Annotated in this window: 14 protein-coding genes; 6 read left to right on the top strand and 8 right to left on the bottom strand. The window is 64.7% G+C overall.

The annotated features are described in order from the left end of the window. The 5 genes from AC3WRR_RS24105 to tssH form a co-directional block, all read right to left on the bottom strand. Window positions 1-190 (bottom strand): hypothetical protein (locus AC3WRR_RS24105; RefSeq protein WP_492298311.1); only part of this gene is annotated, 190 nt, incomplete at its 3' end. A gap of 129 nt (window positions 191-319) precedes the next feature. Continuing rightward, complete coding sequence (locus AC3WRR_RS24100; protein ID WP_010811256.1) at window positions 320-805, bottom strand: Hcp family type VI secretion system effector; 486 nt, start codon at window positions 803-805, stop codon at window positions 320-322. 128 nt (window positions 806-933) lie between these two features. After that, the gene (gene tssC / locus AC3WRR_RS24095; RefSeq protein ID WP_010811255.1) at window positions 934-2,427 is read right to left on the bottom strand and encodes a type VI secretion system contractile sheath large subunit; all 1,494 of its coding nucleotides are present in this window, start codon (window positions 2,425-2,427) and stop codon (window positions 934-936) included. A 49-nt stretch (window positions 2,428-2,476) separates the two neighbouring features. After that, entirely contained in the window at window positions 2,477-3,010 is a 534-nt protein-coding gene (tssB, locus tag AC3WRR_RS24090; protein WP_010811254.1) for a type VI secretion system contractile sheath small subunit, read from the bottom strand. Window positions 3,011-3,026: 16 nt separating this feature from the next. Continuing rightward, window positions 3,027-5,765 (bottom strand): type VI secretion system ATPase TssH, encoded by a 2,739-nt coding sequence (gene tssH, locus AC3WRR_RS24085; protein WP_492298309.1) that lies wholly within the window; start codon window positions 5,763-5,765, stop codon window positions 3,027-3,029. A gap of 454 nt (window positions 5,766-6,219) precedes the next feature. Here tssH and AC3WRR_RS24080 point away from each other — a divergent pair, with 454 nt between their 5' ends. Genes AC3WRR_RS24080 through tssA form a run of 6 tightly spaced genes read left to right on the top strand, consistent with a single transcriptional unit; the run spans window position 6,220 to window position 12,139 of the window. After that, window positions 6,220-6,822 (top strand): TagK domain-containing protein, encoded by a 603-nt coding sequence (locus AC3WRR_RS24080; protein ID WP_011614629.1) that lies wholly within the window; start codon window positions 6,220-6,222, stop codon window positions 6,820-6,822. Continuing rightward, a complete protein-coding gene (locus tag AC3WRR_RS24075) occupies window positions 6,812-7,648 on the top strand; it encodes a type VI secretion system accessory protein TagJ (RefSeq protein ID WP_011614628.1) in 837 nt (278 codons plus the stop codon). Before AC3WRR_RS24080 ends, AC3WRR_RS24075 begins: the two co-directional genes overlap by 11 nt. Continuing rightward, entirely contained in the window at window positions 7,641-8,162 is a 522-nt protein-coding gene (gene tssE, locus AC3WRR_RS24070) for a type VI secretion system baseplate subunit TssE (RefSeq protein ID WP_011614627.1), read from the top strand. The genes AC3WRR_RS24075 and tssE overlap by 8 nt, the downstream gene beginning before the upstream one ends. A gap of 4 nt (window positions 8,163-8,166) precedes the next feature. Then, window positions 8,167-10,047, top strand: coding sequence for a type VI secretion system baseplate subunit TssF (tssF, locus tag AC3WRR_RS24065; RefSeq protein WP_041687169.1), 1,881 nt, complete (start codon window positions 8,167-8,169; stop codon window positions 10,045-10,047). Window positions 10,048-10,049: 2 nt separating this feature from the next. Beyond that, on the top strand, window positions 10,050-11,090 hold the full coding sequence (gene tssG / locus AC3WRR_RS24060) for a type VI secretion system baseplate subunit TssG (protein ID WP_492298307.1): 1,041 nt from the start codon (window positions 10,050-10,052) through the stop codon (window positions 11,088-11,090). A 2-nt stretch (window positions 11,091-11,092) separates the two neighbouring features. Next, entirely contained in the window at window positions 11,093-12,139 is a 1,047-nt protein-coding gene (tssA, locus tag AC3WRR_RS24055) for a type VI secretion system protein TssA (RefSeq protein WP_454750043.1), read from the top strand. Between the two features lie 18 nt (window positions 12,140-12,157). On the opposite strand, the gene AC3WRR_RS24050 is transcribed toward tssA, so the two are convergent. From AC3WRR_RS24050 to fdhF, 3 genes are read right to left on the bottom strand one after another with little or no spacing between them, the layout of a single operon-like run. Next, window positions 12,158-12,382: a formate dehydrogenase subunit delta gene (locus tag AC3WRR_RS24050; RefSeq protein WP_010811246.1), complete on the bottom strand. Its 225-nt coding sequence runs from the start codon at window positions 12,380-12,382 to the stop codon at window positions 12,158-12,160. Continuing rightward, window positions 12,379-13,245, bottom strand: coding sequence for a formate dehydrogenase accessory sulfurtransferase FdhD (gene fdhD, locus AC3WRR_RS24045; RefSeq protein WP_492298305.1), 867 nt, complete (start codon window positions 13,243-13,245; stop codon window positions 12,379-12,381). The genes AC3WRR_RS24050 and fdhD overlap by 4 nt, the downstream gene beginning before the upstream one ends. 15 nt (window positions 13,246-13,260) lie before the next feature. Next, complete coding sequence (gene fdhF, locus AC3WRR_RS24040; protein ID WP_492298304.1) at window positions 13,261-16,140, bottom strand: formate dehydrogenase subunit alpha; 2,880 nt, start codon at window positions 16,138-16,140, stop codon at window positions 13,261-13,263. Between the last annotated feature and the right edge of the window lie 7 nt (window positions 16,141-16,147).

Here is a 16,147-nt window from a genome sequence, read left to right as displayed (position 1 = left end):
GTTCCGCGGCAGGCGAGACTGCGCGCAGGTCTACCTTGTAGGTGAAGAGTTCGCTCAATCCCTCATGACCTGAGAGCTTCACGAACTCCAGCTGGGGCTGCCCCAACAGGTCGGGAATCGCCGCGCTGGAGACGCTGACGGTGCGATTCCGCCCAACGGCCAGGTTTTTCAGATTGTTTAGCGCACTCATGAGGTCATCTCTTTAACGGCCCTCAGAGTCGGGCCGTTGTCGTCCGCATGGATTCCGCATTCGGTCGGTGCCAGACTCCTTGGCCTCGCCAGCTTCAACACTGGTAGCCGGCGAGGCCAACCATGACAGTCAGGCTTCCTTATTGCCCTTGATGTCGTAGCCCGCGGTCACCGCACCACCGCTGCCGCCCTGGGCGTTCTGCACCACATACTCCTGCTTCACCCTGGAGAACGACAGCGCCACCTTCTCGCGCATGCGCACTTCGTCATCCACCGAGCCCTTGGGGCTCACCTTGGTGACGATCACGTCGGTCATGGTGAGCTTCAGGTATTCGAGCGGATTGCCGCCGGCCTTGCGCACCACCAGCACGGCCTCGTTGATGTGCTTGCCGGTCAGGCAGTACTTCATCAGGTTGGGCGAGGCGCGGTCGATGAAGTGCTCGAAGGACAGGTCCGACACGGTCGCCTTGCCGGCGCCGCCGCCGCTGCCCGCGTGCATGGTGGACTGCTGCTCGATGCTCCAGTCCCAGGCCAGCACTTCGACTTCGTTCTTGTGCGACGAATCCTGCGACTCGCCATCGATGCCATTGATCTTCAGGAAAATGTCCTGTGCCATTGCAAAACTCCTTGACGTTAAGACAGGTACTGCAGACAAGAGCCACAGCCAGGGCCGCGCCCCAATCAGGTCAGGGGCGCGATACCTCGGCGTGGAACTACCGGTACGTTTCAACGCCTGAGCGACGCTCAGGCGGCGTCCTTGACCGACGGCAGGCGCGCCACCAGCCGCAGCGAAACGGTCAGGCCCTCGAGCTGGAAGTGCGGACGCAGGAAGAACTTGGCGCTGTAGTAGCCGGGGTTGCCTTCCAGTTCCTCGACGACCACCTCGGCTGCAGCCAGCGGTCGGCGTGCCTTGGTCTCCTGCGACGAGTTGGCCGGGTCGGCATCAACGTAATTCATGATCCATTCGTTGAGCCAGCGCTGCATGTCCTCGCGTTCCTTGAAGGCGCCGATCTTGTCGCGCACGATGCACTTCAGGTAATGGGCAAAGCGCGAGCAGGCGAACAGGTACGGCAGGCGTGCCGACAGGTTGGCATTGGCGGTCGCATCAGCGTCGTAGTACTCGGCTGGCTTCTGCATCGACTGGGCACCGATAAAAGCTGCGTAGTCGGTGTTCTTGCGGTGCACCAGCGAGATAAAGCCGTTCTTCGACAGTTCGGCTTCACGGCGGTCCGAGATGGCGATTTCGGTCGGGCACTTTATGTCAATGCCGCCATCGTCGGTCGGGAAGGTGTGGCACGGCAGGTTCTCGACCACGCCGCCGCTTTCGACGCCGCGGATCAGCGTGCACCAGCCATAGAGCTTGAACGAACGGTTGATGTTGACCGCCATGGCGTAGGCGGCATTGCTCCACACGTACTTGCGGTGATCCGCACCGTCGGTGTCTTCCTCGAAGTCAAATTCATCGACCGGATTGGTCTTGATGCCGTAGGGAAGGCGCGACAGGAAACGCGGCATGGCGAGGCCGACATAGCGGGCATCTTCCGAGTTGCGCAGACTGTTCCACGGCGCGTATTCCAGGTTCTGGAATATCTTGGACAGATCGCGCGGATTGGCGAGTTCCTGCCACGAATCCATCTGCAGCACCGACGGCGAGGCGCCTGCAATGAACGGGGCGTGAGCCGCTGCCGAGATCTTGGCAAGCGAGCCAAGGAGTTCGACGTCGGGCGGTGTGTGATCGAAGTAGTAGTCGGCTACCAGGCAGCCGTAGGGTTCACCACCAAGCTGGCCGTACTCTTCTTCATAGATGCGCTTGAAGAACGGGCTTTGGTCCCAGCCGATGCCCTTGTAGCGGCGCAGGGTCCGGCGCAGCTCTTCCTTGGACACATCCATCACGCGGATGCGCAGCTTGTCGTCGGTTTCGGTGTTTGAGACCAGGTGGTGCAGGCCGCGCCAGGCGGACTCCAGCTTCTGGAAGTCATCATGGTGCAGGATCAGGTTGATCTGCTCGGAGAGCTTCTTGTCGATGGCGCCGATGATGGCTTCGATGCTCTTGTAGGCATCATCGCTCATGGTGAACGAGCTGGCGAGCGCCTGCTCGGCCAGGGTCTTGACGGCGAGGTCGACGGCCTCGCGGGCCTGTTCGGTCTTGGGCGAGAATTCGCGGCTGATCAGCGCGGCGAAGTCGGAATGGTCAGCGCTCGCGAGCGCTTGGTGTTGTGCTGGTTGGGCGGTGGCCATGGAATCCTTGCTTGATGAGGTGGTTCAGGAAGGCAAGTAGCCGATCCATTCAGGACTGCGGCGACTGAGGTTCGTCGTCGCCGGCCCTGGGCTTGGGCGCCTTGGCAAGCGACTGCAGCAGCGCGGGATCCTGCAGCAACTGGTTGATCAGCGATTCGGCGCCCGACTTGCCATCCATGTAGGTCTGCAGGTTGGCGAGCTGGGTGCGGGCTTCGAGCAATTGCCTGAGCGCATCGACCTTGCCGGCTACCGCCGCGGGCGAGAAATCCTCGATGCTCTCGAATGTCATGTCGACCATGAGCTGGCCGTCGCCGGACAGCGTGTTGGGCACCGCAAACGCCACGCGCGGCTTCATGGCCTTCATGCGCTCGTCGAAGTTGTCGATATCGATCTCAAGAAACTTGCGATCGGCAACCGCCGGCAGCGGCTCGGCCGGCCTGCCCGACAGGTCGGCCAGCACGCCCATCACGAAGGGCAGCTCGATACGTTTCTCCGAGCCATAGACTTCGACGTCGTACTCGATCTGCACGCGCGGCGCGCGGTTGCGCGCGATGAATTTCTGCGAACTGTTCACAACAGACATGGATCTCCCCTGCGGGTTACATGGACATGCCGGTCGGCGTCAAGCCGAGCCGGCCTCGGGTACACTCCGGCACAACGGCATCGTGGCCAGCGCGGTATTCGGTGTGGTAGGCGAGCCCGGCAGGCGCGCTGTCGGCGACGCGGATCGCGATCACGGCGAGCTCGCGCTTCTCGGACAGGGCCAACAGCCACAGGCGCGCCAGTTGCGGCTGGATGACCTGCTCAATGAAGCCGGTCAGCTGCCGGGCGCCGGTCTCGCCGACCGGACAGCGCGCCACGATGAACTCGACCACCGGGTCGTCGTAAGTCAGCACAATGCCGTGCTGATGCTGCATGCGCACCGCCACGCGATCGAGATGCAGGCGCACGATGCGGCCCAGGTTTTCAGCCGCCAGCGGCAGATATGGCACGACTACCAGCCGCCCGAGGAACGCCGCCGGGAACACCTTGCGCAGCTCGGGCATCAGCGCGTCGCGCAGTGCAGCGGGCTCCGGCATCAGCGCCGGGTCTTCACAGAGATTCGCCAGCAGATCGGAGCCGGCATTGCTGGTGAGCAGCAGGATGGTGTTCCTGAAGTCGATATGGCGCCCCTCGCCATCCTCCATGTAGCCCTTGTCGAAGACCTGGTAGAAGACTTCGTGGATATCGGCATGCGCCTTCTCGACCTCGTCGAGCAACACCACGCTGTAGGGCCGGCGGCGCACCGCTTCGGTCAGTACGCCCCCTTCGCCGTAGCCGACATAACCCGGCGGCGCGCCCTTGAGCGTCGAGACGGTATGCGGCTCCTGGAATTCCGAGAGGTTGATGGTGATGAGGTTTTGCTCACCGCCGTACAGGGCGTCGGCCAACGCCAGCGCAGTCTCGGTCTTGCCAACGCCCGACGGGCCTGCCAGCAGGAAGACTCCGACCGGCTTGTTGGGGTCAGTCAGTTGTGCACGGGCGGTCGTGACGCGCTCCCCGAGCTGGGTTAGCGCATGGCCTTGCCCGATCACGCGTTCGCCAAGTGTCTGCGGCAGCTGCATCACGGTTGCCACCTCGTCCGCGACCATGCGCCCAACCGGGATACCGGTCCAGTCGGCAACGATTGCGGCGACCACGCGTTCATCCACTTCCGTGTACACAAGCGGCGCATCCGCTTGCGCGGCATGAAGATGGCCCTCGAGCTCATCCAGGGTTCGTCGCGCCGGCGCGGCCACAGTCGATTCATCCGACGCGGACTGCACCAGTGCGTATCGGCGGGCGACCAGGTCGGTCGCCAGACCGCGCACCCGGTCCCAGCGCGCCGAGGCCAAAGCCAGGTCGGCTTCGAACTGCTCGCGCCGAGCCCGTGCGAGCGCAATCCGCGCAGCGTCCGGCCGGCCAAAGCCGGCTTCCCGGGCCAATAGTGCGCACTCGGCGTCGGCCGCGGCGAGTTCGTGGCGCAGATGTTCGACTTCTGCCGGGGGCGCATGCAATGACAGGGCTACGCGCGCACAAGCGGTGTCGAGCAGGCTGATCGCCTTGTCGGGCAACTGCCGCGACGGGATAAAGCGATGCGATAGCCTGACGGCGGCGCGCACCCCCTCGTCGCGGATCAGTACCTGATGATGCGCCTCGAACGTCCGGACCAGACCCCGCACCATGGCAACCGCCCTGGCTTCGTCCGGTTCCATGACCTGCAGGACCTGGAAGCGGCGGGTGAGCGCCGGGTCCTTCTCGATGTGGCGCTTGTATTCGCTCCAGGTGGTGGCGCCGATCGTGCGCAGTGTCCCACGCGCCAGCGCCGGCTTGAGCAGGTTCGCGGCATCGCCGGTGCCGGCCTGGCCACCGGCGCCAACCAGTGTGTGGACCTCATCGACGAACAGGATCACGGGCGTCGGGGATTTGGCAGCTTCCTCAAGCACGCCCTTCAACCGCGCTTCGAACTCGCCTTTCATGCTGGCGCCCGCCAGCAGCGCACCCACGTCGAGGCTCAGCAGCCTGATGTCCTTCAGGCTGGGCGGCACCTCACCCGCGGCAATGGCCTGTGCCAGCCCCTCGATGACGGCAGTCTTGCCGACACCCGCCTCTCCGGTCAGGAGCGGATTGTTCTGACGGCGGCGCAGCAGGATGTCCGTCATGGTGCGGATCTCATGCTCGCGGCCGATCACCGGATCCAGCCGGCCCGCGCGTGCCTCCTCGGTCAGGTCGCGGCAGTACCTGCCCAGGGCGGGCTTGCCGGCACTGGCAGGTGCCGTCGCGCCACTGGCTTCACCCGGTGTGGCCGGCGCCAGGCCACTGCCGTCATAAGCCGCTTCACGGCTCTCAGGCGATTGCGCGATGAGCGCCGGTGCCATTTCCACCAGGTCATCGGGCCGCACCTTCGCGAACTGGCTTGAGATGCCCAGCACCGTACGGCGCAACTCCGGCGTCTTGAGCAGCGCAGCGAGCAGATAAGCGCCGCGCACGCGGTCATCGGAAAAAGCAAGCGTCGCATAGACCCACGCTCGCTCGATCGCCGACTCAAGCTGGAACGAAAAGTCACTGATCGAGGTGGCGCCGGCAGGCAACGCGGCCAGCGCGCGGGTCAGGTCGGCTTCAAGCACGGACAGGTCGGCGCCGGCATGGCGCAGCATCCGCTGCAGGTCGCCATCCGGGGCTTGCAGCAGTTGGTGGAGCCAATGCACAAGCTCCACGTACGGGTTGCCGCGGAGCTTGCAAAAGGCCGTCGCGCTTTCGATCGCCTTGAATAGCGTGAGATTGAGTCGGCCAAATAAAGTCTGACGCGAAATATCCATTCGATGCCTTTGCCGTTCGCCCCTTGGATAAGAGGACTACCATTGCACGGAGATTTTGTTATTTGGCTTTTTTAGGATATGACCAAAACAATACGCTAGCAAATGTCTCGTCCGCGACCAGGCCTCTGGCGCATCGGCACCCAAAATCTATATAACTCATTGATTTTATGTACTTTATTCACTCCATCGCGCGGTTATCACGTTTTCTTCTGGCCGACAATGACCCAACACCATGTCCCCATGGAATATTACAAATTTTGACAATCCATCCGAGATATACATAACTTTTATCCAATGTCCATAGGATCACCCTTAAATCTCTATGATCACTTTTTAATTCTGATTTTCCGGATATTAAATAGGAAAATTCCATTCCATTTAGAATTTCGTTACGCCAGGATTTGCGATTATCATCAGACGCTTTCGAAAACCAATAACCTCAGGTGGCCGGGCTATGAGCGACTGGCAGAACCGCACTGCGGAAATCCACGCCGTCAACGCCAGACTCGATGGCGACAGCAATGCGCCCTGGCCTTGGGATGCGCTCGGCGGGACGCAGCCAGACGGTGCCGATCCGTTCTCGCTGGTGAAGCCAGCCGGTGGTGCGGGGACAACGGCGGCGGCTGGCCCTGAGCCGGCCGACGTGCTCGATCAGCTCAAACGCGAGGCCGAGGCGGCGCTAAGGGACCCGAACTACGTCAGTGCACATGCCAGCTCCAATGCAGCGTCGACAGCTCCGATCCCGGCGGAGGGCGAACCGAAGCCGCTGCAAACGCTCGCGCGCGAAGCGAACCATGCCGATAGCTTGATGGACATGCTGGACACGGCAGGCCATATTGATTCGCTGATCGGCTCCCGGGAATCCCTGGAAGAGCACGAACTCTTTTCAACCCCGGCTGCGCCGGACGTGCTGTGGCTGTTCGCTGGCGACATTGCGCCCACGCGGCGCCGCGATGTCACGGCCCTGCTTACCCGTCGCGAACACCATCTGGTGTCGATGGACAGCGCCTACCGTCCCGCGCCGGCGCTGCCGCCTGATCCTGGCCATGACGCTTGAAGCGCACACCCCTCGTCAGGCACCCGGCACGGGGCTGTCATCAATCCTTCGCCGAAGCGGCTCGGTCAAAGGCGCGCTGGCCCAGACGGAGGCGCAGGTCCGCGAGGAACCTGGCTCTTTCGCTTTCCGTTGGCAGCTATTCCAGTGGCTCTGCGTGGTCGGTGACTGGTCCAGGGCCCTCAAGCAATTGCAGGTCGCCACGCAGCTTGCGCCCGGCTTCGCGCAAACCGCGCATGTGTACCGCGACCTGATCCGTGCGGAGGTGTTTCGTGGCGAGGTATTCGCCGGCCAGCGCACCCCCGGCTCGCTGCTGCCGGCCCCGGCGTGGGTGGCAAAGCTCCACACGGCTCTGGCGGAAAACAAGGCCGGCGAATGCTCAGCCGCGGACGCCAGCCGGCACCTGGCCCTGTCGCAGGTGCCAGCCTCAGCCGGCGCGCACGACGGCGTGCGCTTTGCCTGGATTACCGACACAGACACACGGCTGGGACCGACCTGCGAGATCGTGACCGCGGGGCGCTACGCCTGGCTGCCCTTTGCGCAGATGCGCAAGATCGAGTTGGGCAAGGCGTCCGGGTTGCTGGATCTGTTATGGCGCCCGGCCACGGTGACACTCGCCGACGGCGTGGTCAGCCGTGGCTTCCTGCCGGTGCGCTACCCAGGCTCCGAACAAGGCAGCGACGGGATTCGGCTGGCTCGCGAAACCAGCTGGAGTGAAGCGGGTGAGACAGGTGTCATCGGTTTCGGCCAGAAGACCTGGATGACAGACACGGGAGATGTCGCCATGCTGGATGTGACAACGCTCACCCTGGACGCGGAGCATGGCTGAACACCGCCCGCCGCGCCGCCCGAATTCGCAACTGCTGCCGACGTTGCTGGACCGGCTGCGCGACGACGCGCCCCAGCGCCAGACGGAAAGCGCGGACGAATACACCGTCACGCGTGCCCAGATGCGCGAGATCATCCAACGCGACCTCACCTATCTGCTCAACACCACCAATCGCGAGGATGAAATCGATCGCAAGCGCTATCCCGCTGCTGCCGCATCGACCATCAACTACGGCGTGTCCCCGGTCGCCGGCAGTTATCTGGCCGAACACAAGTGGAGCGATATCGTCACCATCGTCAGGCGTGCGATCCTGGACTTCGAACCCCGGCTCATCCCCGGCTCGCTGGAAGTGAAGCCGCTACTGAAAGAAGATGCGCCACAACGCTATAACACCCTGGTGTTCGAGATCAAAGGCCTGATCCATATGAACCCGTATCCGATGGCGTTCACTGCCCAAAGCTCGCTCGACCTGGAAACCAGCCGGATGAGTGTCCAATCGATCCACGCCAGCTGACACCATGGATCCGCAACTGCTCGATTACTACAATCGCGAGCTCGTCTATATGCGCGAGCTGGCCGGGGAATTCGCCAAACAGCACCCGAAGGTCGCGAAACGGCTGGGCATGCAGGGCATCGAGGTGGCCGACCCCTACGTCGAGCGCCTGATCGAGGCGTTCTGCTTCCTGTCAGCGCGTACCGAGATCAAGCTGGACGCAGAGTTCCCACGCTTCACCCAGCGGCTGCTGGAGGTGATCTACCCCAACTATGTGGCGCCGACGCCATCGATTGCGGTCGCGCAGTTCCGACCCAGCCAGAACGAGGGCGATTTTGCGCATGGCGTGGAGGTTCCGCGCGGCACGGAGGTCAACGCGGCGGCGGCGCCTGGAGAGAAGACGGCCTGCCAGTTCAGGACCACGCAGCCGTTGACACTGTGGCCGGTTGAGATCACCGAAGCGCGGCTCACTGGCATTCCGCCCGATGTCAGGGGGCCGGAGCGCTATGTGCCCGCCCATGTGACAGTACAGGGTGCACTGCGGTTGCGCCTGCGCTGTACGCGAGGCGCGACCTTCGACCAGCTGCCCGGCCTGGACCACCTGCCGGTCTATCTGCGCGGCGATGACCTGATCGCCTCACAACTGTTCGAACTGTTGCACAGCGCCGGTGTGGCGACGCTGATCGGACACCCCGGGGCCATGAGCGAGCGCCCCTGCGCAGTGGCGCAGGATGCTGTCAGTTACGTGGGAATGGGACCGGGCGAAGGCGCGCTGCCTTTGCAGTGGAACAGCTTCCACGGGCACAACCTGTTGCATGAGTACTTCGCTTGCCCACAGCGCTTCTATTTCTTCGGCCTCAACAAGCTCGCTCAGGGCCTGAGCCGGATCCGCGGCAAGGAAGCCGAGATCGTCGTGCTGCTGTCAAAGCCGCCCCGGGATCTGACCAGCAAGGTCGACCGCGAACAGTTCGCGCTGTTTTGCACACCGGTGGTCAATCTGTTTCCAAAGCGCACCGATCGCATCGAGGTCACGCCGGGCCGCGCCGAGTTTCACCTGGTCGCCGACCGGCAGCATCCGCTTGACTACGAAATCCACACCGTCAGGCAGCTCTGCGCACAAAGGTCCGAGCACAGCGCAGGCATCGACTTCCAGCCGCTCTTTACCACCCTGAATAGTGATGAAGGCAACCACGGCCGCTACTTTTCCCTGCGGCGCGAGCGTCGGCTGATCTCTGAGCAGGCTCGCAAGTACGGCACACGCACGGCATACGTCGGCACCGAGCTGTTCGTGTCGCTGGTGGACCAGAACGAAGCTCCCTACCCGGACGCCTTGCGCTACCTGTCAGTGGAATCGCTGGTTACAAATCGCGATCTGCCCAATCTGGTACCGCGCAATGGCCGGCACGACCTGACCCCGGCAGCTTCCATCCCCGTGGACGGGATCGGCCTGATCCGCGCGCCGTCGGCACCACGGCCGCCCTATGCGGACGGAGAAATGGCCTGGCGCCTGATACGGCTGCTGGGCTTCAACTACTTGTCGCTGACCGACCTGGAGCATCGCTCAGGCGGCCAGGGCCTGCGTGACATGCTGCGGCTTTTCGTGGCGAACGACGACCTCGCGCACCAGGGGCAAATCCAGAGCCTGATCGGCGCGAACGTGAAGCCAGTCATGCGCCGGCTGCCAGGCAACGGGCCCTTGATCTACGGCCGCGGCATCCAGTGCCAGCTCACGGTGGACGAAGGCGGCTTCTCCGGCATCAGCCCATACCTGTTCGGCGTGGTGCTGGAGCATTTCCTGGCGCGCCACGTCTCGGTCAATGTCTTCACGCAAACCGAACTGCACTCCATGCAACGCGGCCTGGTGCATCGTTGGCCCGTGCGCATGGGCGGCCGCAGCGCCGTGTAGCCATGTTCAAAGGCAACGACGACAATGTGCCGCCCTCGCCGGCGGCGACGGCCGCGCCCGGAAACTATGCCGGCCAGGCGCCGTGGAAGCTGAGCTTCCTGGGGCTCCTGCGGCATCTGTCCGCCCGGCACCCTGACTTGCCCCCGATCGGGCAGGCAAGCCGGCCACGCGACGAGCCTTTCCGGGCTGGCCAGCAGGCCGCGCTCACCTTCGCGCCCCGGGAGATCGCGCAGGTGCAGCCGCTGGCCGGCCGGCTCAAGGTGCAATTGTTTGGCTTGGGTATGCTGGGGCCGAACGGGGCGCTGCCGATTCACCTGACGGAAGTTGTACGCGAGCGTAGCGAAGCACACCGGGACAACACCACCGCCGACTTCCTGGATCTTTTCCACCATCGCGCCTTCACGCAGTTCTACCGCGCGTGGGCAAGCGCCCAAGCCACCGCGGGCCTCGATCGGCGCGACTGCGAGGTGTTCTCCCGCTATGTCGGCTGGCTGGCGGGCAATGAAGCCGACGAAATCGCGCACAGCACCCTGCCGCCGCACGCCCGGCTCGCTGCGAGTGCGCACCAGGTGCGCGAAGCGCGCGATCCCGACGGCATCGCGGCCACGCTTTCTCACTTCTTTGGTGTGCCCGTCAGGCTTGAAGAGTATGTATTGCACTGGATCGCCGTCGATCCGGCCGAGCGCAGCCGCCTGGGACACCCGGGCGCCCCAGGCGTCATGGGGCAAGGCGCCATGCTTGGCGAAATGGTGCCGGACCGCCAACACAAGTTCCGCCTGGTGATCGGCCCGCTCGGGTTGCAGCAATACTTGAACTTCACGCCGAACGGCAGGGACCTTCCGACGCTCATCGAATGGGTGCGCGCCTTCGTCGGCTTCGAGTTCGTCTGGGAAGCCGAGCTGCAGGTGATCCCGGACTCGGCGCCGCCTGCCATCCTGGGCTCGCAGGAACGCCTGGGCTGGTCCACATGGCTGAGCGAACCGGATCGAAGCCGCGCCATCACCGGCATGGTGTTCGAGCCAGAACACTATGCAACACACTGACCATGAATGCCAAAGCCAAGGCCGTACCGGTGCCAAGACCTGACTTTCCCTTCCCGGAACTGCTGGAACCTGTCGCACCCGACAGGCCATGCGGTGACGACCTGGAGTACGACCCTGAGTTCGTCGTGCTGCTGGCCAAGGCGGCGCCGAAGCCCGACGCGCAGTACGGCAACTTCGTCAGCGAGCCCGAGGCCATCAACTGGGCGGATCTGGAGCGCGACTGCCGGCGCCTGCTGCTGCGCACGCGCGACATCCGCATCCTGGCGCTGCTGCTGCGCTGCCGTACCCGGCTAGGCCAGGCAAGCGGCCTGCGCGACGGACTCGCGGCCATGGCGCGGCTGCTGGCAAAATGGCCCGATGCCATCCATCCGCAGTTATGCGTCGATGGCGAAACCGATCCCGCGATGCGCGCCAATGCGCTCGCCGCGCTGACCGACCCGGAGGGGCTGATGCGGGACGTGCGGGAGTTGACGATCACAGGCAACGCGGCGCTCCGGCTGCAGATCCGGGATGTCGAGCGCTCGCTCGGCGTGCCGCGGCCCGCGGACGCCCTGGCGCCGGAATCGGTGCGGCAGCAAATGCAGGATCTGCGCCAGCAGAACAGCCCCGCCCTCACGGCACTCGACGAGGCCGCAGGCCAGGCAGCGGCCATTGACGGTTGGGCAAAAGCCAACCTCCGGCAGGACAGCCCCGACTTGAGCCCTCTGCTCAAGCTGCTTGGCATGATGACGAGCACTGTCGCGACCGCCCCGGCACCGCCGGTCGCCGCATCCACCGCCGCGCCAGTCGCTTCTCCTTCATGCGGCGATGCTGCCGGCGGTCTTTCCCCTGCCGCAACCGCCGTGCACTCAGGCGCCTGCAAACCGCGGGATCGCGATGCCGCCCTGGCCGCCATCCGCACCGCGCGTCAATGGTTCGAGTTCCACGAACCCAGCAGCCCGGTGGCACTGCTGCTCAGGCAAGCCGAGCGGCTGACCGGCAAGCGCTTCGATGAAGTGTTCCAGGCGATCCCTGCGGATCTGGTGGAGCGCTGGGCGCAGGACACATAGCGGCAACCGGCCTGCAAGCTACTCCAGCATCGCCCGATGCCGCCCCAGCGCCTCGCGCACGATGTCCAGCAGCCCGCTCCCTGCCTCGGCATCCACATGCCCCAGCAAGGCCTTGCGCATGCGCGGCTCCCAAAACCGCTTGATATGCCCTGCAATATCAGAGACGGCCTCTTCCCGATCCGGCATGGCCTCGAAGAAGCTGCCGATCTGGTTGGCCATGGTGATGAGGTTGTCGATCTTCATGCCAGGCTCGCTTCGTGCTGCAGGCGTTGGGGATGGGCATAGACCACGTGCGCGCCGGCGCGCACGAAGCCGGCCAGGGTGATGCTGGCTTGTTCGGCAAGCCGCACGGCCAGCGCCGTCGGTGCGGACACTGCGGCGAGCACGCCGGCGCCGATGGCGGCGGTCTTCAGCACCATTTCATAGCTGGCGCGGCTGGTCACCAGCACCGCGCCGCTGGAGATGTCCTCGCCGCTGCTGGCGAGCGCGCCCGCCAGCTTGTCCAGCGCGTTGTGGCGGCCCACGTCTTCACGCACCAGTGATACATGGCCATCGGCACGCAGCCATGCGGCAGCGTGCGTCGCACCCGTGTGTTGCTGCAGATCCTGCCGCAGTTGCAGTTGCACGAACGCGGCCTGGATCACGTCGGTATGGAAGCTGGCATCGCTGCGCACCGGTGCCGGCAGGCGCATCACCTGTTCCAGCGATTCGGTGCCGCACAGCCCGCAGCCGGTGCGCCCGGCCAGCGAGCGGCGGCGGTCCTTGAGCCGCATGAAGGCTTCCGATGCGATCTCCAGCTGCACGGCGATGCCGTGCTCGCGCGTGTCGATCTCGATGTCATAGACGTCGCTGGCACGGGTAACGATGCCTTCGCTCAGGCTGAAGCCGAGTGCGAAGTCCTCCAGGTCGGCCGGCGTCGCCAGCATCACCGCGTGCGAGATGCCGTTGTACACCAGCGCGACCGGCACTTCCTCGGCCACTTCATCGGGGCTCAGCATCAGCTCGCCGCGGCGCCAGCGGCTGACGGCGAAGGTGCTGTGAGTGGGCGGCTCGGCGTCTCTGGCCGCGGCCGGATGCACCTCCGGTGACTGCATGCAGCGCATCATGGTACGGCCCTCCGCTCAGCGTACGGCCTGCGCCGGGTCGGCGCTGGCGGCTTCCAGCAGTTGCAGCTGCTGGGCGTTGAACTCCTGGTACTCCCGCTGCCACGCCGACGGCTGCGCCACCGGCAGCACCTGCACCGCGGTCACCTTGTACTCCGGGCAGTTGGTGGCCCAGTCGGAGTTGTCGGTGGTGATCACGTTGGCGCCGGATTCCGGGAAGTGGAAGGTGGTGTAGACCACGCCCGGCTGCATGCGCTCGCTGACGATCGCGCGCAGCACCGTGTCGCCGGCACGGCTCTGCACCCCGACCCAGTCGCCGTCCTTGATGCCGCGCTCCTCGGCATCGTGCGGATGGATCTCGAGCCGGTCCTCGGCATGCCAGTAGACGTTGTCGGTACGGCGCGTCTGCGCGCCGACGTTGTATTGCGACAGGATGCGGCCGGTGGTCAGGATCAGCGGGAAGGCGCGCGTGATCTTCTCGGTGGTGGGCACGTACTTGGTGATGATGAACTTGCCCTTGCCGCGCACGAAGGTGTCGATATGCATGGTCGGCGTGCCTTCCGGCGCGTCGGCGTTGCACGGCCACTGGATGCTGCCGAGCTGGTCCAGGCGCTTGTAGCTGACACCGGCGAAGGTCGGCGTCAGGCGCGCGATCTCGTCCATGATCTCCGACGGATGCCTGTAGTCCATCGGGTAGCCCAGCGCATTGGCCAGCAGGATGGTGGCTTCCCAGTCGGCATAGCGCGCCTTGGGCGGCATCACCTTGCGCACGCGCGAGATGCGGCGCTCGGCGTTGGTGAAGGTGCCGTCCTTTTCCAGGAAGGACGAGCCCGGCAGGAACACGTGCGCGTACTTGGCGGTCTCGTTCAGGAAGATGTCCTGCACCACGATGCATTCCATTGATGACAGCGCCTCGGACACGTGCTGCGTGTTCGGGTCGGACTGGACAATGTCCTCGCCCTGGCAGTAGAGGCCCTTGAAGCTGCCGGCCAGCGCGGCTTCAAACATATTGGGGATGCGCAGGCCCGGCTCGGGGCTGATCTCGACATTCCACGCGGCTTCGAACAGACCGCGCGTGGTCGAGTCCGACACGTGGCGATAGCCCGGCAGCTCATGCGGGAACGAACCGATGTCGCACGAGCCCTGCACATTGTTCTGGCCGCGCAGCGGGTTCACACCCACGCCTTCGCGGCCGATATTACCGGTGGCCATGGCGAGGTTGGCAATGCCCATCACGGTGGTGGAGCCTTGCGCATGCTCGGTCACGCCCAGGCCGTAGTAGATCGCAGCGTTGCCGCCGGTGGCATACAGGCGTGCGGCACCGCGCAGCTGTTCCGCCGGAATGCCGGTCACGCTTTCCATCGCCTCCGGCGAGTTCTCCGGCAGCGAGACGAAATCGCGCCATTGCTGGAAGGCGCGGTCCTCGCAGCGCTCGGCGATGAAAGCTTCGTTGAGCAGGCCTTCGGTGACGATCACGTGGGCCAGCGAGGTCACCAGCGCCACGTTGGTGCCCGGGCGCAGTTGCAGGTGATAGTCGGCACGGATATGCGGGGAGTCGACCAGGTCGATGCGGCGCGGATCGACCACGATCAGCCTGGCGCCGGCGCGCAGGCGCTTCTTCATGCGCGACGCAAAGACCGGGTGGCCGTCGGTCGGGTTGGCACCGATCACCATGATCACGTCGGCCTTCTCCACCGACTTGAAGGTCTGCGTGCCGGCCGATTCGCCCAGGGTCTGCTTCAGGCCGTAGCCGGTCGGCGAATGGCACACGCGCGCGCAGGTGTCGACGTTGTTGTTGCCGAAGGCTGCGCGCACCAGCTTCTGCACCAGGTAGCCCTCTTCATTGGTGCAGCGCGACGACACGATGCCGCCGATGGAGTCCCTGCCGTGCTCGGCCTGGATACGCTTGAACTGCGACGCGGCATAGTCGATCGCCTCTTCCCACGACACCTCGCGCCACGGATCGGTGATCTTGGCGCGGATCATCGGCTTGAGGATGCGGTCCTTGTGCGTGGCGTAGCCCCAGGCAAAGCGGCCCTTGACGCAGGCGTGGCCTTCATTGGCCTTGCCGTCCTTGTACGGCACCATGCGCACCACTTCATTGCCCTTCATCTCGGCCTTGAACGAACAGCCCACGCCGCAATAGGCACAGGTGGTCACGGTGCTGTGCGAGGGCTGGCCGAACTTGATCACCGAGGTCTCGGTCAGCGTCGCGGTCGGGCACGCCTGCACGCAGGCGCCGCACGAGACGCAGTCCGATTCCATGAACGACTGGCTGGTTCCGGGCGAAACGCGGGAATCGAAGCCGCGGCCGCTGATGGTCAGGGCGAAGGTGCCCTGCGTTTCCTCGCAGGCGCGCACGCAGCGGTTGCAGACGATGCACTTGGAGGGGTCGTAGGTGAAGTAAGGATTGGATTCGTCCTTCTTCATCTGCGTGTGCGTCGCGATCGGCGCAGCTTCCGGGCCGCCGTCGTTGTAGCGCACTTCACGCAGGCCGACCACGCCGGCCATGTCCTGCAGCTCGCAGTTGCCGTTGGTCGGGCAGGTCAGGCAATCGAGCGGGTGGTCGGAGATATACAGCTCCATCACGCCGCGGCGCAGGTCGGCCAGCTTGTCGCTCTGTGTCTTGACCTTCATGCCGGCTTCGACCGGCGTGGTGCACGATGCCGGATAGCCGCGGCGCCCTTCGATCTCGACCAGGCACAGCCGGCACGAGCCGAAGGCTTCGAGGCTGTCGGTGGCGCACAGCTTGGGGACGGCGATCTGCGCTTCCATCGCGGCGCGCATCACCGAGGTGCCGGCGGGCACGGTGACGCTGACGCCATCGACCTCCAGGGTGACCAGTTCGGTGGATGGGCTGGCGGGCGTGCCGAAATCGATCTCGTTGCGGGCGTTCATGGCGGTT

The organism is Cupriavidus sp. FW305-3-2-15-C-LB2, assembly GCF_058787575.1.
Note: the sequence above shows the minus strand (reverse complement) of the source record. Positions and strands in the feature narration are given on the sequence as shown.

Excerpts from the sequence above, each read along its gene's own strand:
- tssE (WP_011614627.1), top strand. The coding sequence starts at position 7,641 with ATGGCTGAACACCGCCCGCCGCGCCGCCCGAATTCGCAACTGCTGCCG.
- tssG (WP_492298307.1), top strand. The coding sequence starts at position 10,050 with ATGTTCAAAGGCAACGACGACAATGTGCCGCCCTCGCCGGCGGCGACG.
- fdhF (WP_492298304.1), bottom strand. The coding sequence starts at position 16,140 with ATGAACGCCCGCAACGAGATCGATTTCGGCACGCCCGCCAGCCCATCC.
- AC3WRR_RS24050 (WP_010811246.1), bottom strand. The coding sequence starts at position 12,382 with ATGAAGATCGACAACCTCATCACCATGGCCAACCAGATCGGCAGCTTC.
- AC3WRR_RS24080 (WP_011614629.1), top strand. The coding sequence starts at position 6,220 with ATGAGCGACTGGCAGAACCGCACTGCGGAAATCCACGCCGTCAACGCC.
- tssH (WP_492298309.1), bottom strand. The coding sequence starts at position 5,765 with ATGGATATTTCGCGTCAGACTTTATTTGGCCGACTCAATCTCACGCTA.
- tssF (WP_041687169.1), top strand. The coding sequence starts at position 8,167 with ATGGATCCGCAACTGCTCGATTACTACAATCGCGAGCTCGTCTATATG.
- tssC (WP_010811255.1), bottom strand. The coding sequence starts at position 2,427 with ATGGCCACCGCCCAACCAGCACAACACCAAGCGCTCGCGAGCGCTGAC.
- AC3WRR_RS24100 (WP_010811256.1), bottom strand. The coding sequence starts at position 805 with ATGGCACAGGACATTTTCCTGAAGATCAATGGCATCGATGGCGAGTCG.
- AC3WRR_RS24075 (WP_011614628.1), top strand. The coding sequence starts at position 6,812 with ATGACGCTTGAAGCGCACACCCCTCGTCAGGCACCCGGCACGGGGCTG.
- tssA (WP_454750043.1), top strand. The coding sequence starts at position 11,093 with ATGAATGCCAAAGCCAAGGCCGTACCGGTGCCAAGACCTGACTTTCCC.
- tssB (WP_010811254.1), bottom strand. The coding sequence starts at position 3,010 with ATGTCTGTTGTGAACAGTTCGCAGAAATTCATCGCGCGCAACCGCGCG.
- fdhD (WP_492298305.1), bottom strand. The coding sequence starts at position 13,245 with ATGATGCGCTGCATGCAGTCACCGGAGGTGCATCCGGCCGCGGCCAGA.